At 36.5% G+C, this 19,295-nt stretch carries 19 protein-coding genes and 1 tRNA gene; 6 read left to right on the plus strand and 14 right to left on the minus strand.

Annotated elements, in window-relative coordinates:
• The 3 genes from dnaA to ABZ559_RS00015 form a co-directional block, all read right to left on the minus strand.
• Positions 1-1,362 (minus strand): chromosomal replication initiator protein DnaA, encoded by a 1,362-nt coding sequence (dnaA, locus tag ABZ559_RS00005; RefSeq protein WP_367006700.1) that lies wholly within the window; start codon positions 1,360-1,362, stop codon positions 1-3.
• A gap of 202 nt (positions 1,363-1,564) precedes the next feature.
• Positions 1,565-2,335, minus strand: a complete 771-nt coding sequence (locus tag ABZ559_RS00010; RefSeq protein WP_367006702.1) for a ParB/RepB/Spo0J family partition protein — start codon at positions 2,333-2,335, stop codon at positions 1,565-1,567.
• 59 nt (positions 2,336-2,394) lie between these two features.
• Complete coding sequence (locus ABZ559_RS00015; protein ID WP_367006704.1) at positions 2,395-3,606, minus strand: trypsin-like peptidase domain-containing protein; 1,212 nt, start codon at positions 3,604-3,606, stop codon at positions 2,395-2,397.
• Positions 3,607-3,817: 211 nt separating this feature from the next.
• On the opposite strand from ABZ559_RS00015, the gene rlmH reads away from it, so the two are divergent.
• Positions 3,818-4,297: a 23S rRNA (pseudouridine(1915)-N(3))-methyltransferase RlmH gene (gene rlmH, locus ABZ559_RS00020; RefSeq protein WP_273413279.1), complete on the plus strand. Its 480-nt coding sequence runs from the start codon at positions 3,818-3,820 to the stop codon at positions 4,295-4,297.
• Positions 4,298-4,734: 437 nt separating this feature from the next.
• Here the strand turns inward: rlmH and ABZ559_RS00025 are convergent.
• From ABZ559_RS00025 to ABZ559_RS00060, 8 genes are all read right to left on the minus strand, one after another.
• A tRNA-Arg gene (locus ABZ559_RS00025) sits at positions 4,735-4,808 on the minus strand.
• Between the two features lie 89 nt (positions 4,809-4,897).
• Positions 4,898-5,170: a Veg family protein gene (locus ABZ559_RS00030; protein WP_018375142.1), complete on the minus strand. Its 273-nt coding sequence runs from the start codon at positions 5,168-5,170 to the stop codon at positions 4,898-4,900.
• Between the two features lie 37 nt (positions 5,171-5,207).
• Positions 5,208-6,572, minus strand: a complete 1,365-nt coding sequence (dnaB, locus tag ABZ559_RS00035) for a replicative DNA helicase (RefSeq protein WP_273413274.1) — start codon at positions 6,570-6,572, stop codon at positions 5,208-5,210.
• A gap of 34 nt (positions 6,573-6,606) precedes the next feature.
• The gene (gene rplI / locus ABZ559_RS00040; protein WP_367006706.1) at positions 6,607-7,059 is read right to left on the minus strand and encodes a 50S ribosomal protein L9; all 453 of its coding nucleotides are present in this window, start codon (positions 7,057-7,059) and stop codon (positions 6,607-6,609) included.
• Complete coding sequence (locus tag ABZ559_RS00045) at positions 7,056-9,032, minus strand: DHH family phosphoesterase (protein WP_367006707.1); 1,977 nt, start codon at positions 9,030-9,032, stop codon at positions 7,056-7,058. The genes rplI and ABZ559_RS00045 overlap by 4 nt, the downstream gene beginning before the upstream one ends.
• Before the next feature lie 101 nt (positions 9,033-9,133).
• Entirely contained in the window at positions 9,134-11,023 is a 1,890-nt protein-coding gene (mnmG, locus tag ABZ559_RS00050; protein WP_367006710.1) for a tRNA uridine-5-carboxymethylaminomethyl(34) synthesis enzyme MnmG, read from the minus strand.
• A gap of 303 nt (positions 11,024-11,326) precedes the next feature.
• Complete coding sequence (locus tag ABZ559_RS00055) at positions 11,327-11,959, minus strand: RpiB/LacA/LacB family sugar-phosphate isomerase (RefSeq protein WP_367006711.1); 633 nt, start codon at positions 11,957-11,959, stop codon at positions 11,327-11,329.
• Between the two features lie 329 nt (positions 11,960-12,288).
• The gene (locus tag ABZ559_RS00060) at positions 12,289-12,615 is read right to left on the minus strand and encodes a helix-turn-helix domain-containing protein (RefSeq protein WP_018375150.1); all 327 of its coding nucleotides are present in this window, start codon (positions 12,613-12,615) and stop codon (positions 12,289-12,291) included.
• Between the two features lie 125 nt (positions 12,616-12,740).
• Between ABZ559_RS00060 and ABZ559_RS00065 the strand changes: the two genes are divergently transcribed.
• Entirely contained in the window at positions 12,741-13,130 is a 390-nt protein-coding gene (locus ABZ559_RS00065) for a nuclear transport factor 2 family protein (RefSeq protein WP_018375151.1), read from the plus strand.
• 42 nt (positions 13,131-13,172) lie between these two features.
• Here the strand turns inward: ABZ559_RS00065 and mnmA are convergent, their stop codons facing one another.
• Positions 13,173-14,294, minus strand: a complete 1,122-nt coding sequence (mnmA, locus tag ABZ559_RS00070) for a tRNA 2-thiouridine(34) synthase MnmA (protein ID WP_321058633.1) — start codon at positions 14,292-14,294, stop codon at positions 13,173-13,175.
• Positions 14,295-14,495: 201 nt separating this feature from the next.
• On the opposite strand from mnmA, the gene sdaAB reads away from it, so the two are divergent.
• The 4 genes from sdaAB to ABZ559_RS00090 are packed head-to-tail and all read left to right on the plus strand — an operon-like array spanning position 14,496 to position 17,260.
• Positions 14,496-15,167 (plus strand): L-serine ammonia-lyase, iron-sulfur-dependent subunit beta, encoded by a 672-nt coding sequence (gene sdaAB, locus ABZ559_RS00075; protein WP_367006715.1) that lies wholly within the window; start codon positions 14,496-14,498, stop codon positions 15,165-15,167.
• Between the two features lie 11 nt (positions 15,168-15,178).
• Positions 15,179-16,051 carry an L-serine ammonia-lyase, iron-sulfur-dependent, subunit alpha gene (gene sdaAA / locus ABZ559_RS00080; RefSeq protein WP_277290575.1) on the plus strand — a complete coding sequence of 291 codons (873 nt, stop codon included), beginning with the start codon at positions 15,179-15,181 and terminating at the stop codon, positions 16,049-16,051.
• Positions 16,048-16,644 carry a histidine phosphatase family protein gene (locus ABZ559_RS00085; RefSeq protein WP_367006718.1) on the plus strand — a complete coding sequence of 199 codons (597 nt, stop codon included), beginning with the start codon at positions 16,048-16,050 and terminating at the stop codon, positions 16,642-16,644. Before sdaAA ends, ABZ559_RS00085 begins: the two co-directional genes overlap by 4 nt.
• A complete protein-coding gene (locus ABZ559_RS00090) occupies positions 16,625-17,260 on the plus strand; it encodes an HAD-IA family hydrolase (protein ID WP_321058636.1) in 636 nt (211 codons plus the stop codon). The genes ABZ559_RS00085 and ABZ559_RS00090 overlap by 20 nt, the downstream gene beginning before the upstream one ends.
• 519 nt (positions 17,261-17,779) lie before the next feature.
• On the opposite strand, the gene ABZ559_RS00095 is transcribed toward ABZ559_RS00090, so the two are convergent.
• Positions 17,780-18,451: a transglycosylase SLT domain-containing protein gene (locus tag ABZ559_RS00095; protein WP_367006720.1), complete on the minus strand. Its 672-nt coding sequence runs from the start codon at positions 18,449-18,451 to the stop codon at positions 17,780-17,782.
• Between the two features lie 192 nt (positions 18,452-18,643).
• On the minus strand, positions 18,644-19,168 hold the full coding sequence (locus tag ABZ559_RS00100; protein ID WP_367006722.1) for a LysM peptidoglycan-binding domain-containing protein: 525 nt from the start codon (positions 19,166-19,168) through the stop codon (positions 18,644-18,646).
• Positions 19,169-19,295 lie beyond the last annotated feature (127 nt).

Genomic DNA, 19,295 nt, shown 5'->3' on the forward strand with positions numbered 1-19,295 from the left:
CTATTTTATTTTATTTCGAATAGTATCAATTTCAATTCGCAAACTATCGTCTTGGGCAATCATATTTTTGATTTTATTATAGGCATGAAGGACAGTTGAGTGATCTCGTCCTCCAAATTCCTTACCTATTTTAGGCAAACTGTTATCAGTCATTTCTCGGGTTAAAAACATAGCCACCTGACGTGCTAAGACGATATTTTGTGTGCGCTTAGTAGCTTTAATCTCCTTGACAGTTACTCCATAAAATTTGCCAACTTGACTTTGGATTACTTCAATAGGAATAACGGTCATTTTTGGGCTATCTTGCTTCCGAGCTCTGATAGCCTCGGCGGCGATATCAACGGTAATGGTGTTGACTTGCTTAAAATTAGCCACTAGACTAATATCTTTTAGAGCTCCCTCAAGTTCACGAACGTTTGAATTAAATTGTCCCGCTAAATAACTAATAGTATCTGCCGGAAAAATGTAAGGATAATCCTGAATTTTATCTTCTAAGATAGCAACCCGTGTTTCAAAATCAGGAGGGGTAATATCTTGGATAAGCCCCCACCCAAAGCGCGTGACTAAACGCTTTTCAAGATCATTAAGTTGATCAGGAGTACGGTCACTGGTTAAAACAATTTGCTTCCCAGCCTTGTAAAGCGCATCAAAAGTGTTGAAAAATTCCTCTTGAGTACCAGACATACTTTGTTTAGCTAAAAATTGAATATCATCGATAAGTAGAACATCCAGATTGCGGAATTCTTCCTTTAATGAATCCATATCTTTGAGCCTGATATGAGTGATAAATTGATTGATAAAGTTTTCAGTTGTAATGTACTTAACACGCGCAGATGGTGTATTTTTTAACACGGTATTACCAATGGCATTGAGAATATGAGTCTTACCGAGACCTGGTCCACCCCAGATAAAGAAAGGATTATAAATGCCACCTGGGTCATTAGCAACAGCGAGTGCGGCTGCAAATGCCCACTGGTTACCTTTACCTTGAATAAAGTTGTCAAAGCGATATTTAGGGTTTAAATCAGATTTGATAGCAGGTAAAGGTGTCGTAGAAACTGGAACAGAATAATTAGTATCTTGTTCTTCAACGCTGTCAGGAGTAGATTGAGTAGTTTTATCAAATGTATACTCAACTGATATTTCAGCATTGAAAACTTCAAAACCAGCTGTTAGGATAACAGGTTTTAAATTTTTCTCCCAAAACAATTCTTTCATCTTATCAAGATGAATAATAGCAACGTTATTTTCGACTTTTATTAAATAAGCATCAAGCACAAAAAATTCGTAAGTAGCTTGTTTTAATTGACTTTGGGCGAGTTCCAAAATTCTATTCCAAAAAATTTGTTCATTTTTAGTCATAAAAGGTCCTCTTGTGGATAATTCTAGTAACATTCTATCATAAAAAAAAAAAGTTTTCCACAAGGTTAAAAAAGAAAATCCTCAGTGTTAAAAAAAGTTTTCCACAATCTGTGGAAAAGAAAAAAAGCCTTGTCTTTTTGAGGCTTTTTGCAATACATAAGGTGTGGAAAAACATGAAACTAGAAAAAGGAATACCAACAGGCTAATCTAACTTGTTGATAATTCTGTTAAAATCTTCCTCGTTTGAAAAATGAAAAGTGAGTTGTCCCTGTCCACCTTTTTTCTGACTAATAGTAACAGGTAGTCCTAATAATTTTGACAACTCTTTTTCTTTATCTTTTATGAAAAGATTGACTGTTTTGTTAGTTTTAACCTTAGGAGTTTCTTTTAGTAATTTTTCAAGTTGTCTCACACTCAGAGACTCTTTGAGAATGCGCTGATACCAGTATTCTTGTTTATCAGAACTGTCTAAAGTGAGGAGTAGTCGCGCATGCCCTTGAGAAAGGTTATCAGTTTCCAAGGCTTGAATTAAAAATGAAGGAAGGTTAAGTAATCGCAAACAGTTAGTGATATAAGGGCGTGATTTTCCCATATATTGGGCAAGTTCTTCGTGAGTCATCTGATTTTTATCAAGGAGTTGCTGGTAGGCTTTTGCTTCTTCAATAGGATTAAGATTGGAACGTTGTAAATTTTCAACAACGGCCTGTTGCATACTTTCTTGATTGCTTAATTCCTTAACAATAGAAGGAATTTTATCAAGTCCAGCTAATTCGCTCGCCCGTAAACGTCGTTCTCCTGCAATAAGTTCATACCCGAAAATACTGGAAGGCCTAACGATAATTGGCTGGATCAAACCATTTTTCTTAATTGAATTTGCTAACTCCTCAAGATCTTTTTGATTAAATTCCAACCGTGGTTGATAAGGATTTGGAGAAATATCCCTAATGGGTATCAATTCTAATTTTTCAGACATAAAACCTCCTAAAAAATACCTTTACATCATTGTAAAGGTATTTTACACTACTTGTCAAGTTACTCATCAGATAAATCTTTGGTTGTCTTAGTTAGTTCAATCGTTGTTGTTTTTTTCTCTGTCCCACGATAGAATGTGACTTTGATAGAATCATTAATAGAGTGACCATAAAGGATACTTTGGAGATCTGAAGAGGAGGTTACTTCTTTGCCATCAATTTCAGTAATGACATCATACTTTTCAAGTTTTCCTTGAGCAGGCATACCATCAATAACTTTTGCAACGACGACACCATTTGTAATACTGCTAGGAATATTCAGCTGTGAGATAGCATTTGTGGAGAGTTCACTGAGTGCTGCCATTCGAATTCCTAATGCTGGACGTACAACTTCTCCATTTTGTTCAAGTTGATTAATAATCTTTACAACATCGTTTGCAGGGATTGCAAAGCCCATACCTTCTACAGATTCACCAGATTGGCTCGAAGTAGAAGAAATTTTACTTGAGTTAATGCCAATGACTTGTCCTTCAACATTGATAAGAGCACCTCCAGAATTTCCTGGATTGATGGCAGCATCTGTTTGAATAGCATTAGTTGAAATAGTTTCACCATTGCTATTTGTGAGTGTTACAGTACGGCTTAGGCTGGATACGATCCCTTGTGTTACTGAATTTGCATACTCGGTACCCAGCGGACTACCGATAGCAATAGCAGTTTCCCCTACAGTTAATTTATCAGAGTCTGCAAACTCTGCTACTGTTGAGATATTTTTTGAGGAAATTTTGACGACTGCAATATCTGAATAGGTATCTTCCCCAACTAACTCACCGACGACTTTGGTGCCGTCTGAAAGCATAATTTCAATTTGTTTTGCACCTTCAATAACATGTGTGTTTGTGACAAGGTAAGCGGAGTCACCGTCTATTTTATAGATAACTCCAGAACCTTCACTATAGACACTGAGTTCATCTGAAGAAGAACTATCAGATTGATCACCGAACATTTGTGTAGAAAAATTATTTTCGAGTGAACTACTTTGTGATTGATAATTGATTACCGAAACGACAGCCTCCTGCACTTTTTTTACGGCTTCTGTAGTACTCGTTGAGTTTTTATAAGAAACGCTACTAGTGGTTACATTAGAAGAGCTAGATACAGTTGTTTGAGACTTATTTGTTATATTCAAAGCGACTAAAGCTCCTGTTAGACCTGCTAAGAATAAAATAATAACAGCTGCAACAGGTTTCAGCCAATTTTTCATTTTTTTCATTATTGAACCTCCAATATTTTGTAATAGCATATAAAATGTGACTTAATTATACCTTAAAAAAAATGAAAAAGAAAGAAATCCACAGCCTGTGGAAAACTGTTAATAAATTTTGATATTTTGGGCATAAAATGGTAAAAAAAGTAGAAAGGATGAGACTAGTAGCTTGTGGATAAGTTGTGCAATCTATGTGGATATATGTTAAAATATCTCTATGAAAGTTAAATTAATTACTGTTGGAAAATTAAAAGAAAAGTACCTTAAAGAAGGTGTCGCAGAATATGTTAAAAGGCTTGGAAGATTTGCTAAAGTTGAGCAGATTGAATTGGTCGATGAAAAAACACCTGACAATGCTAGTCAGGCGGAAAATCAAAAAATTCTCTCTAAAGAAGCAGAACGTATTTTAGCGAAAATTTCAGATAGAGAATATGTTATTGCTTTAGCGATAGAGGGAGAACAGTTTCCTTCAGAAAAATTCAGTAGGCTTCTTTCAGAGGTTACGCTAAAGGGGTTCTCAGATATCACGTTTGTCATTGGAGGAAGTCTGGGATTATCATCTGAGGTGAAAAAAAGAGCTAATCTATTAATGAGTTTTGGGCTACTTACTCTTCCCCATCAATTGATGCGTCTAGTCTTAGTCGAACAAATTTATCGTGCTTTTATGATACAGCAGGGGAGTCCATACCATAAGTAAACAGAATTGTCACTTCTACTTTATGATCCTTTATACTCTTAGAAAATCAAACTCAGACGTTGTTGCTTTTATTGATGAAGACAACAACATCTGCAACTGTGTCGCTTAGTCTGAGTATAAGTGTTTATCTTTTTGCCATACCTCAGTACAGCTTACAGTTTGCTATCTAATACTAAGAACCTGTATTCACAGTTCAGCACTTCTATCTAAGGTTAGTTTTTTTCAAAATACAGTCAGTATTTTCTCAATAAAGAACCTGCCTTGATTAGCGAAAAACTATCTCTTATCTATAAGCACTTCACTTGTGAATACAGATTCTAAAAACAATCTAATGGTTAACCTGAAATTCCTTCAAAATTTTGGGTACAAAAACATAGTGGAGACAGTAAACAAACAAAATAAAAAGTGCCTGAATAATGTTCAGACACTTTTTATTTTGATCCCAGCAGGATTCGAACCTGCGACAGTTCGCTTAGAAGGCGAATGCTCTATCCAGCTGAGCTATGAGACCACTAACCTATTTATTTTAGCAAAATATCTGTTCTTATGTCAATATATAATTTCATATTTGATAAAATAAAATGGAAAGAATTAAGGGGGTTAGTCTAAATAGTGTATAAGTGTTTTTTCTGTAAGGATATCTGAATAGGTATATGACTCAACGTAGGAGTTGTTAATCGCGCCAGGAACATCAGAATGTTCGTTGTATTCAACGACAAAAAGAGAAGGATATACCTCTGTTAAACGACCAATTTTATTTTTCTCACGTTTGCGGCCATTTTCTAAGGTCAATTCAACTAATTTTCCTTCATGTGCTTTAATTTCTTCTTTTATTTTTTTCATCTTTGCAACATCTGCAAATGCATCACTCATGTATTTTCTCCTTAAATGTAAAAATTAATTTTTTCAATTAGCGTTCTTCAAATTGTGCGATACTGGAAAATTTATTATATTCCTTTTGAAACATTAATTTAACGGTGCCACGTGCGCCAGCACGGTTTTTTTCAAGAATAACTTCAATAGTATTATCTTCCACAGCATCATCATTTTCTTCATCAGTATCTCGTCGGTAATAATCATCTCGATAGAGAAAGGCAACAATATCAGCATCTTGCTCAATTGAACCAGATTCGCGAATATCTGATAAGACAGGTCTTTTGTCTTGTCGTTGTTCCACACCACGGGAGAGCTGACTAAGCGCAATGACAGGAACTTTTAATTCTTTAGCTAAAATTTTTAATTGACGGGAAATTTCTGAAACCTCTTGTTGTCGATTTTCTGGACGGGTTCCTGTAATTAGTTGCAGGTAGTCAATGACAATCAATCCTAGTCCGCCTTCAACCTCTTGAGCAAGCTTTCGAGAACGTGCACGAATTTCTGTAATTTTAATCCCTGGGGTATCATCAATATATATGGGAGCCTCTGCTAGTGCCCCTTGCGCAATGGTCACATTATTCCAATCTTGTTCAGTCAGTTGACCTGTCCGTAAAGCATGAGAATCAACAAGACCTTCAGCAGCTAGCATACGATCAACGAGGCTCTCAGCTCCCATTTCGAGTGAGAATATGGCAACGGGTTTATTTTGCTTAGTTCCTACATTTTGAGCAATGTTGAGTACAAATGCTGTTTTACCCACTGCGGGCCTCGCAGCGAGAATAATAAGCTGATCAGGGTGTAAACCTGTTGTAATTTTATCTAAATCTCTAAAACCAGTAGGTAGGCCAGTGACATCACCTTTTTGTTGGGAACGGATTTCAAGATTTTCATAGTTAACTTTTAAAACATCTGAAATTTTACGAAAACCGGTTCGATTGCTATGTTCATTGATTTGGATAAGTGCTTGCTCTGCCTTAGCCAAAATATCTTCTGAAGTGGTCTCACCATTATAGGCTAGGTTGACACTATCTGTCAACCTAGAAATAATATTCCGCAACATAGCTTTCTCAGCAACAATTTTAGCATAGTAGTCTGCATTTGCACTTGTTGGAACGCTACTAACCAATTCTGCGATATAGGATAGACCACCGATATTTTGTAAATCTCCTTGATCAGCCAGAATTGATCGAACAGTTGCAGCATCAATCGCTTCATTTCGATCACTCAGTGTAATCATCGCTTGGAAAATGACTTTATGGGAGTGTTTATAGAAATCATCTGCCTCAATAAATTCACGGATGGTTATAAGCTTATCAGGGGAGATAAAGAGAGAACCTAAGACAGCCTGTTCTGCGAGAACATCTTGCGGTAAAACTCTTAATTCAGTTACATCAGCCACTACTACACCTCCTATGTAATCAAACTGAATAGGGTTAAGCTTGTTTGATATTAAGTTTTATTTCAGCTGTAACTTCTTTGTGTAGTTTCACAGGTACCTCAATTAAACCTAAAGCACGAATAGGATGTGACAACTCAATGTGGCGTTTATCAAGTTTTACTCCAAACTGTTTTTGAAGTTCTTCAGCAATTTTTTTAGCGGTAATTGAACCAAAAGTGCGTCCATCGGGTCCCACTTTCTCAGTAAATTGAACACGTGTAGTCTCTTTGTCAAGTTCAACTTTGATAGCTTTAGCTTCAGCAAGTAATTCAGCCTGTGCTTTTTCTTCGGACTTTTGTTTTCCTTTTAATTCACTAATAGCTTGGCTTGTTGCTTCTTTAGCTAAATTCTTCTTAATAAGGAAATTTTGAGCATAACCAGTTGGAACTTCTTTAATTTCTCCTTTTTTACCCTTACCTTTTACATCAGTTAAAAAGATAACTTTCATGATTCAGTCTCCTTATATTCGTTTAATTCTTCATTGATTTGTTTTAATAATAAAGCTTGTGCTTTTGAAAGTGATGTGTCAGGAAGTTGACAAGCTGCTAGATTGAAATGACCGCCACCACCAAGTTTTTCCATAATACGTTGAACATTAATCTTACTTCGACTGCGAGCAGATATAGAAGTAAGATTGTTAGGTGTGCGTGTTATAACAAATGTTGCTTCAATTCCCGACATTGATAATAGTGTGTCTGCAGCTTTACTAGAAATAACATTACTGTAAACAGCATTTTCAGCTCCACACGCAATAATAATATTTTCTGTAAATTTTTGACCTCGCAAGATTAACTCATTGATGAGACGGTATTCATCAAAATCAGTAGCTGAGATGTTCTGAATCTTAAGACTATCACTTCCCAAAGTTCTTAGATAACTTGCTACATCAAAAGTCCGACTTGTTACGCTAGCTGTGAAATTTTTGGTATCAAGCATAATACCAGCCATCAAAATACTGGCTTGTGTGCGACTGAGCGTATTTTTAGAACTTTGAAATTGTATGAGTTCTGTCACCAATTCGCTTGCGCTACTAGCTCCACTTTCAATGAAAGTGAGAACAGCGTTTTCAGGAAAATCTTCATCTCGACGATGATGATCAACAACAATGACATCTGTAAACATGCTGTAAAGATCTTTTGACAAAGTTAAAGCAGTTTTTGAATGATCTACCATGACCAACAACGAGTGTGGCGTCACGAGTTCTTTAGCACGTTCATCTGTTATTAACCGAGTATTCTTGTCATCTTTTATTAGATTAATTGCTCTAGAAATATCGGGGCTCATTTCATTTGGGTTATAGACGGCATAGGCATTATCAATGAGATTTCCAGCAAAAAATTGCATACCAATTGTTGCACCTAAGGCATCCATGTCAAGATTACGATGCCCAACAACAAATACGTTGTCAACCATTTTGATACGATCTGAGATAGCAGTCATCATAGCTCTGGTACGAGTTCGTGAACGTTTCACTGTTGATACTGATCCACCACCAAAATACATCGTTTTTTTATGTTCTTCATTCTCACGAACAACCGCCTGATCTCCTCCGCGAACAAGTGCAATATTCAAATTTTCAAGAGCTACTTGACCGATTTGTTGATGGTTACTTTGTCCAAAGGAAATTCCCATACTTAAAGTTAGTGGTAATCCATACTCTTTCGCTTTTAAGCGAAAAGTCTCTAAAATATCGAACTTCGTTTCAACTAAATCATTTAATACAGAGTAGTCGGTAAAAAAGTAAAAACGATCCATATTGACACGACGGTAAAATATATTTTTACTATGTGCAAAATCAGAAATGAAATTAGCAACAAAACTGTTAATTTGTGAAGTTTCCGCATCGGACAAATCATCGGTAACATCATCATAATTGTCAATAGATATGATTCCGATAACAGGTCTTAAAAAGGTAACATCCTCTTTTTGGCGATTTCCCATGAAACCATCAAAAAAGTAGAAGATACCAGATGTCAAATCGAGATATGATGAGTATTTATTTCCGCCAATTTCAAAACTTTGACTAGCGGCCCCATCACGCTTGGATTGAATAATGTCTTGAACAATATTTTCTTCAAAGTCTCCATTTTCATTGGTGAAAATAAGTTCTGCAAAGGGATTGAACCACTCAACTTCGGTTGTCTCTTCATCGAATTGAATAACACCAACCGGCATTTTTTCCAACAAGTGCTTTAGACTTAGCTCTGTTTGATTATTTAGGAGTTCGATTTGATCTAATTCTGATAACTCATAGGCTTCTTTTTGATAATAAAGCAGAGCTACCATAGCAGATAACGCTAAAAAAATCAGTAATAAAAGAATAGTTTGTGAGTGTAATAAACGTACAGAAATTGCTAGAATTCCAAACAAAATTAAACCAATTAAAACCAGATGAATGGTCTCAAAACGAAATCTTTTCATTGAATAACCTCTTAACTCATTATTATACCATAAAACAGCCCTAAGTTATAGGACCGTTAAGGGGAGATTCATTACAGTTTTGTAACACAAACTTGAGATTCTTACTTATTTTTTTGCTTTCCTTCTAGATAAACCATCAAAATAGAAATATCTGCTGGATTTACTCCTGAGATACGACTAGCTTGACCAATGGTTTCTGGATTGATCTTTTTAAACTTCTGGCGAGCTTCTGTTGCGATTGAATCAATATCATCCCAATTAATGTTTTTTGGGATACGTTTTTCTTCCATTCGCTTCATTTTAGCTACTTGCTCAAGTGCCTTATTGATATAACCTTCATATTTGATTTCTGTTTCTAATAGTTCGATAACTTTGCTATCTAGTTTTTCTGCTGCTGGTCCAACAAAGCTTGTAGCGATATCATAATTGATTTCTGGGCGACGCATAAATTCTTTGGCAGAAAGTGCATCTGTGAGTGGTTTAAAGCCAAGTTCCTCAATTCGTTTATTGGTTTCAGTAATGGGTTTTAACTTAATAGTTGACAACCTTGTCAATTCGTTGTCAAATTGACTTTTGCGAATTTTGAAACGCAAATAACGTTCATCGTCAACCAGTCCCACTTGGTGTCCAATTTCTGTCAGGCGCATATCTGCATTATCATGACGCAAAATCAAGCGGTATTCAGCACGGCTAGTTAAGAGGCGATAAGGTTCCAAGGTTCCTTTGGTTACCAAGTCATCAATCATCACGCCGATATAAGCATCACTTCGTTTCAAAATCAATTCAGGTTTTCCCTGAACTTTCAGGGCTGCATTGATACCCGCAACAATACCTTGTCCTGCTGCTTCTTCATAACCTGAAGTTCCATTGGTCTGTCCAGCTGTAAAAAGCCCTGAGATTTTCTTTGTTTCCAAAGTGGCACGAAGTTGATGAGGTAAGACAATATCATATTCGATAGCATAGCCTGTTCGCATCATTTCAGCATTTTCCAAACCTTTAATAGAGTGAATTAAATCTTTTTGAACGTCTTCTGGTAAACTAGTTGACAAACCTTGAATGTAAATTTCTTCGGTTTCACGTCCTTCTGGTTCGAGGAAAAGTTGGTGTCGTTCTTTATCTGAAAAGCGCACAATTTTATCTTCAATGGATGGACAATATCGAGGACCAACACCTTTGACAATTCCTGAAAACATTGGTGCTCGGTAGAGATTTTTATTGATAATATCGTGGCTAGTTTGATTGGTATAGGTCAGCCAGCAAGGAATTTGATTCTCGAGGTAGTCTTGGTCATTTGACATAAACGAAAAATGATTTGGTTTTTCATCACCAGGCTGAATTTCGGTGGCTTCATAATTGATAGAGGAGGCTTTGATTCGTGGAGGTGTTCCTGTTTTGAAACGGCCAATTTCTAAGCCTAATTCTTTCAAGTTGTCAGCTAATCCAATGGAAGCTAGACTATTATTGGGACCAGAGGAATATTTGAGTTCACCAAGGATAATTTCGCCGCGAAGTGCGGTTCCAGTCGTTACAACGACAGCCTTAGCCGAGAAATTTTGATTCGTAGCTGTACGGACACCGACTACCTTTCCATCTTCTACCAAAATTTCTTCAATCATGGACTGGCGGAGTGTTAAGTTTTCCTGTTGTTCAACGGTATGTTTCATAGTGCGGGCATAGAGTGCTTTATCAGCTTGTGCCCGAAGCGCTCGAACCGCAGGACCTTTACCAGTATTAAGCATTTTCATTTGAATATAGGTTTTATCAATATTGCGTCCCATCTCACCGCCCAAGGCATCAATTTCACGAACGACAATTCCTTTTGCAGATCCTCCAATAGATGGATTGCAAGGCATGAAAGCTAACATTTCAAGATTAATGGTTACTAGTAAAGTTTTACAACCCATACGGCTGGCAGCTAGACTAGCTTCAACACCAGCATGCCCAGCTCCAACGACAATTACATCATAATTTTCAGCAAATTCTCGTGTCATTATTTCTCCTTATCTGAATAGATATCAATCAGTCCCCAGAATAACATAATCCGAGTAAAACTTAGGTTACACTCTATTGAAATCATTTTAAAAAGAACATATATACTATACTCTTGATTAAGTTTATTGCGATAGACACTGCAAATGTTCCATGTATGATTTTTTCGCAACAGAGTACCTCCTTTTAATACGCAAAAACAGCCAAAACCCTCGAAAATTGTACGCCGAAAAGACCTACAACTCCCATGAGCTTTGACCATCATGTTTATTGTTACGTTTATTTTATCAAATTCAACCTAAAAGTCAATTCTTAAAAGTGTGTAATCGAGTTAATAGTGCTTGATTATTCCCATATTTAAATAAATAATCGGTAAAATTTTTTCTTTCCAAAACTTTAGAAAGCAATCTTGAGTCTAAAACATCAATAATATCTAAGAAACTTTTTTTAGTTAGTTTATTTAGCTCTAAAAAAAGCTGAACTTCTTGACGTTTTCGGTCAGCTGCTTCTGGTGGATAGCCAATATTAAATTCCCCATGAAAAAGTTCGTTTAAGGTATATTGCAAATTTAATTCACCAGACCAACCAAAATTTAAGCCTAGTGGTAAAGAAACCACATTGCCGTTGTTAATCCGACCAAATAGATAGGCATCCTGAGGTGTTTGCACAAAGCCACAACGTAAACCTGGCAAACTATTGCAAGCCATCATCATTCCTTGTCCAGAAGAACACCCCGTTACAATAAAATCAGCTGCATTTGTTTCAATCAACAGACTAATCATAACAGCTACTTCCACATAGGTGTAGTTTTCTATTTCTTCTGGAAACACGCCTAGATTAACAACATCATGTTGTCCGTCCACTACCTCACAAACTGTGTCAAACAAGAGCTGGTTGATCTCAGTTCTTGTACTAGCTTGAATAACTACAACACGCATTTTCCCCTCCTTTACACATCTGTCAATTAGATTGACAAGCTACTCCTTAATCAAAAATCGAAGACCTTTCGATTTCAAGAACAGTTTTACATCATCTGTCATCAATAACACTGTTCCATCAATCGTTTTTAGATTAGGAAACTGACTCAGTTCTGATTCTGAAATTTTTGTAATATCAAAAAGGTCATCTTCTCTCCCCAATCGCAAAAAATAGCCAAAACTCTCGAAAATTGCAGGACAAAAAAGCCTACAATTCCCATGAGCTTTGACCATCATGATAATTGTTACTCTTATTCTATCAAAAGATTTGTAGAATTTCAAATCTGGTGTTACGTTAACGTTTCAATATATTCTAAGCCCCAAACCTCAACAGCATCCAGCACCGAACGAAATTTTTCACCCATTTCAGTCAAGCTGTACTCTACACGAGGGGGGACTTCTGCATAGACCGTGCGACTAATAATGCGATCCTCCTCCAATTGTCTAAGGTGCCTTGTTAACATGGTTTGAGTAATACCTGGAATCAGTCGCTGTAATTCATTGAAGCGTTTCGTTCCTGTACTGAGTTGGTAGATAATAACCAATCCCCACTTACCAGTCAAGACTTTTTGTGTTGTTGCAAAAGGGCAAATACCATATTCACTAACTTTTTTCAAAAAAATTCTCCTTTATTTATCACAATAGTATCACTTTTGATACCAACCAATGCAAAAGTACCTACTTGCATATTGGAATGCTTCAGCTATAATTGTACTATATCAAAAAAATTGGAGGACATCAAATGTCAACAAACTTGGAAATTTTTAATGCCTATAACAATGCTCTCATCGCTGGTGATTTTGCAGCTCTTTTTGAAACAATGGCAGACGACATTATCTGGCATCAACCCGGAAATCATTCAACATCTGGTGCTAAAATTGGTAAGGAAGTACTCGGAGCACATCTAGCAACTTTCGCTGAAAAAACAAATGGAACATTCAAAGTAGTGACAAACTGGGTATCCGATAATGATACTCTTGTTGCCGCTAACGTAACATTCCTCGGTACTAGAACAGATGGTGAAGAACTAAACATGAATGGTATCGATCTTTTCCGTATGGAAGAGGGCAAAATCAAGGAAGTTTGGCTCTTCTCAGCCGACCAAAAAGCCGAAGATGCTTTCTGGGGATAAGATAAAAAGCTCAGCACGAGGGTGCTAAGCTTTTATTTTTGATTAAATATACTGACAAGCCTCTCCATCTTTATAGGCCATGTCGATCATGCCACCACCCAGACACTCTTGACCGTCGTAGAAAACAACGGCTTGTCCTGGTGTGATAGCCCGTTGTGGCTCTGCAAAGATAACCTCTGCCTTGTCCCCTTTCACCTTGACAGTCACTTGACTATCTGGTTGACGATAACGAAACTTAGCTGTACATTCCAACGTGAATTCTTCAGGCATATCGCGTGTAAAGTGGACTTGACTTGCTTGTAAAGAGGTTGACATAAGAGATTCATGATAGAAACCTTGGCCGACATAGAGAATATTTTGGGATAGGTCTTTTCCGACAACAAACCATGGAGTATTGTCCCCACCGATTTGTCCACCGATACCAAGCCCTCCACGTTGTCCAATGGTGTAATACATCAAGCCTGCATGTTCTCCCATATCACGACCATCAACCGTCATCATACGACCTTTTTGAGCAGGTAGATACTGACTGAGAAACTCTTTAAAGTTTTTTTCACCGATAAAACAAATTCCAGTTGAATCTTTCTTTTTAGCCGTTGCTAAACCAGCTTTCTCAGCAATTTCACGAACTTCAGATTTTTGCAAATGCCCCAAAGGGAACATTGTTTTCTGCAGCTGTTCTTGAGATAGTTGGCTCAAGAAGTAAGTTTGATCTTTGTTATTATCTGCACCACGTAACATATGAACTGTGCCATCTTCGTCACGAGAGATTTGCGCATAATGTCCAGTTGCTACATAGTCAGCTCCGAGTGTCATGGCATAGTCAAGAAAGGCTTTAAACTTGATTTCCTTGTTACACATAACGTCTGGATTGGGTGTGCGTCCTGCCCGATATTCCGCTAGGAAATATTCGAAAACGCGATCCCAATATTCTTTTTCAAAGTTTACAGAGTAGTAAGGAATTCCAATTTGATCAGCTACAGCTGCCACATCTTTATAATCTTCGGTTGCTGTACAAACACCGAATTCATCTGTGTCGTCCCAGTTTTTCATAAAGACACCAATAACGTCGTAACCTTGCTCTTTCAAAAGGAGAGCTGTTACAGACGAATCAACGCCGCCACTCATACCGACAACAACACGTGTTTTTGAATTATCTGTCATGATAATCCTCCCATCAAGATATTTTTAGAACATAGGCTTGAAGGGCCTAGTTTTTCAAAAATCGATTTGAAGGTCGATTTTGAATGCACCGAGGTGCTCATCTATTATAACATGAAATTGATTTTAAATAATAAATTCTCCCTCTGATCACGTTTTCTTTGTTATAATAGGAAAGCAGAAATCCACTTGCAGGAGAAAGTCATGAAACATTTAAAATTTCAATCTGTCTTTGATATTATTGGACCAGTCATGATTGGACCGTCTTCTAGTCATACTGCTGGAGCGGTTAGAATTGGAAAAATTGTCAATTCTATTTTTGGAGAGATTCCAGAAGAAGTTACTTTTCAACTTTACAATTCTTTTGCTAAAACTTATCAAGGACATGGGACAGATAAAGCATTAGTCGCGGGAATATTAGGAATGGATACAGATGATCCTGAGATTAAAAATTCTCTAGAAATTGCTCATCGAAAGGGAATTAAATTATATTGGAATATCCTCAAAGATAGCAATGCTCCTCACCCCAATACTACAAAAATTACTGTTAAAAAAGGCAGTAAGGACATGAGTATTACAGGGGTGTCAATTGGTGGAGGTAATATAGAAGTTACAGAGTTGAATGGTTTCTCTGTTTCTTTAAAAATGAATACCCCAACATTAATTATTGTTCATCAAGACATTCCTGGTATGATTGCCAGAGTAACGGATATTTTATCAGATTATAACATTAATATTGCTCAAATGAATGTTACACGTGAGAAGGCGGGTGAAAAAGCTATTATGATTATTGAAGTAGATTCACGGGACTGTCAAGATGCTGTCAAACGTATACAGGCCATTCCTCATCTCCATAATGTCAATTTTTTTGACTAGAAAGGAAGCTTATGTTTTATAGTATTAGGGAGCTTGTTAATCAAGCAGATGAAAAATTTTCAGGTAATATTGCTGAACTTATGATTGAAACTGAAATCGAACTATCTGGTCGAAGTCGTCAAGAAATTATTTCAATCATGAAACGAAATTTAGAAATTATGAAAAATTCAGTTGTCAACGGATTGACAACTGGAAAATCTATTAGCGGGTTAACAGGTGGAGATGCCTTAAAATTAAATCACTATATGACAAACGGAAAAACCTTATCTGAAAAGAGTGTTTTAACAGCAGTTCGTAACGCCATGGCTGTCAATGAACTGAATGCTAAAATGGGACTAGTTTGTGCAACCCCCACTGCAGGTAGTGCTGGTTGCTTACCTGCAGTTCTGTCAACTGCTATTGAAAAACTAGAACTATCTGAAAAGGAACAGCTTGACTTTCTCTTTACAGCTGGTGCCTTTGGACTTGTCATAGGAAATAATGCATCCATTTCTGGTGCAGAAGGAGGTTGTCAAGCAGAAGTAGGATCGGCAGCTGCTATGTCTGCTGCAGCTCTCGTAAAGGCAGCCGGAGGAACGGCTTTTCAAGCCAGTCAAGCTGTAGCCTTTGTTATTAAGAATATGCTGGGACTAATCTGTGATCCCGTGGCTGGATTGGTCGAAGTGCCTTGTGTTAAGCGTAATGCATTGGGAGCTAGCTTTGCCCTTGTTGCCGCTGATATGGCATTAGCAGGTATCAAATCTCAAATTCCAACGGATGAAGTTATTGATGCAATGTATCAAGTTGGTTCAAGTCTGCCAACAGCTTTCCGTGAAACTGCAGAAGGGGGACTGGCAGCAACTCCAACTGGAAAGCAATTGAGTAAGGAGATTTTTGGGAAATGATTACAACAGTCTATCTTGTGAGACATGCCGAACCCAATTTTTACAACCATAATGATATGGATCGAGAATTAACACCAAAAGGTTTACAAGATTGTCAATTGTTATTAAACTATTTTTCTAAACAAACTATTCATGTGATTTATTCAAGCCCCTATAGAAGAGCTATTGAAACAATTAAATCCACAGCTGAGTTTCATCAAGTGAGTGTCATTAAAAGGGATGCTTTTAGAGAAAGAAAAATTAGTAGCAATTGGATTGAAGATTTCCAAAATTTTGTGCAGAAACAATGGCAGGATTTCTCGTTTAAATTGCCAAGTGGTGAATCTTTGGAAGAAGTTCAAGAAAGAACTATTCATGCTTTAAAGTGTCTATTAAAAGAAAGGCCAGGAGAGCAGATAATTATCAGTTCGCATGGAACAGCTATTTCAACAATTGTAAATTATTTTTATCCTCAATTTGGTTTATCTGATTTTCAAAAACTGAAGCGTCTATTTCCTTTTATCATTAGAATGACATTCGATAAAGAAAGATGCCTATCTATTTATCTTGACAACATCTTTACAGGAGAATCTAATGAAATCTATTCTATTTGACCTTGACGGAACCTTGGTTGATTCCAGTCAAGGTATCTTATCTGCATTCCGCTATACTTTTGAAAAGTTACAACTATCTGTACCCTCTGATAAGGAATTGTCAACCTTTATTGGTCCTCCCTTAGAAGTTACCTTTGGTCACTACTTTCAGGACCAATCTGAGTTAGACAGAGCTATTTCTATCTTTAGAACTTACTACAATAGCAAAGGTGTCCATCAAGTTACTCTCTTTTCAGGAATTATCCCACTATTAGAAAAACTAGATTCTGCAGGTTATCAACTTTTTGTCACGACTAGTAAATATGAGCCAATGGCTGTCTTGATGTTACAAGAACTGGAAATTATTGACTATTTTAAAGCAATTTATGGTTCTCTTACAGGTCGATTTCACAAGGCAGATGTTATTTCTGCTTGTTTAGCTGAACAACAAATTTCTCAAACAGATGCTATTATTATTGGAGATACAAGGTTTGATATCATTGGTGGTAAAAAGGTAGGAATAAAAACACTTGGAGTAACTTGGGGATTTGGTTTACAATATGATTTACAGAAAGTCGGAGCCAATTATATTTGCCATCAACCTCAGGACGTTTTAAAAACGCTAGAATGTTTTTAAAAAACTTTTCACTCAGCTTTATTTAGTTTTAGTTCCAAAAATTGTTATTTTAACATATATTTTTAAGATAAAAAATGTGATGCTCTAATTCAAGTTATATAGCCTTTTAGTTTGTTTTTAGTACTAGGCAACGAGCTGCAGGCTGTACTGGAGTACGGCAAGGCGAGTGAACGAAGTAATAAAAGATAAGCTAGTTGACTATATCAGACAAGAAGTGCTCAACGACACTTATATTTGATAGCTTGTAAACATCTTTTAATGAGCGGTATTTGAATATCGTAAAAATTGTTAAGGAACCTTCCAGTAAAAATTTAGAGATAATTTTTCAAATTCATCATAAAAAATAAAATTTATAACACATAATGCAGTGAGTTGACATAGAAATGTGTTTATGGAATAGCTATATAGACTAGAATAAAAATCAGCATCTAAAATTAATTTTAAATACAGTATCATAAAAAGCCATCAAATGATGACTTTTTTAGTATGATAGGTTCAGCAATTTCTAGCTATTTTAACTCAGTATCCCCAGGCTGATAGCCCTTGTGCTTTATAAGCATTAATAGCAGAATTTACCTGATCTTGAACGGTTGCTGTGGAGCCCCATCCTGGCATTGTTTGGAATAGCCCTGATGCACCAGAAGCATTTGAAATATTTGGGTTACCGTTGGATTCACGTGCAATAATATGTTCCCACGTAGATTGTGGAACTCCGGTTGCTGCAGCCATCTGCGCTGCAGCTTCGGAACCGATTTGACCAGCAGTATTTCCATTACTTAAAGTAGTATTTACTTGAGATGTGGGGGTGTAAGATGTGGTAACAGGAGTATTTGCTTCTACATAGGAGTAATTATCTGTACTAGCATATGTTGTGTAAGCTTGTTCTTCTTCAACCACTGGAGAACTTTCGACAACAGTCACCGCATCAACAGACATTTCGGTTGTTTCTGGTGAAGTGGTACTTTCGATGACAGCGGTACTTGGTTCAGTTGAAGAAGATACAGATGAAGCAGTTTTTAGTTCCTTTGAAGAGGATATAGTATTTTCTTTAGTTGCAACAGATTCAGTGTTGACGTTTGTAGTTGAAAAAACAAAAACTAATGCGATGATACTTGACACTAATGTCAAGCTAAGCAAACTTGTAATAATTTGTTTTCGACGACGAGATTTTGCAATTCTGCTGTAGTTCATAGATTACCTCACATTATTCTACAGTTTACATCATAACTTTTTTTTATTACTTAAAGATGTTTCTTTTGTTAAAATTATTACAACAAAATTGAAATTTAAAGCTCTTTTGTAAATATATTGACAGTTTGTGTAAACCAATGAAAAATTTCGAAAACAAACGAAAAAAGCCTGAAAATATCAGACTTTCTCCTCTTAATACCAACCATTAGCATTCCAGAAGGCAAGGGCAGCAGACCATGAACCATAACGTCCTGCAACGTATGCGTCAGCAACTTTTTCTTGGTTTTCAGGCGATAGATCTCCATTTAAATATGAAAGGGATAATTGATAGCGACCATAGTATTGACCATTTTGAGCGGTATAGCTACCACTTGATTCGCGTTGAGCGATTACTTCTTTAGCTGCTGCATCAGCTGCACTCAATGAAGAAATGTAGGTTGTTTCTGTACTAGCAGTAGTACTGTTAATATCTATTGTTTCAGCTGTTGAAGAATTGATTTCCAATACTTGTCCCACACTGATCAAGTTGATGTTGCTAATTTGGTTACTGTTAGCAATTTCTTCAACACTTGTATTATATTGTTTTGCAATTGCTGAAAGAGTATCACCTGATTTTACAGTATAAGAGTCAGCGTTTATTAGTGTAGGGAGCATTAGGAAAGATAAGACTACAAGTCCAGCAACTCCGATTTTAAATTTTTGTGTTTGTTTAAGCATAAGAAGCCTCTTTCTTTTAAAAATGTATATCTTATCATACCTTCTTTTTATTACTCTAGTTTTTGTTTAAGATTAAAATTATTACAAAGAGATTGATAGCAGATAAAGAAAACGCCCACAAAGAGGC

Origin of the sequence: Streptococcus sp. ZY19097 (assembly GCF_040731245.1) — a bacterium.
Classification (GTDB): domain Bacteria; phylum Bacillota; class Bacilli; order Lactobacillales; family Streptococcaceae; genus Streptococcus; species Streptococcus orisratti.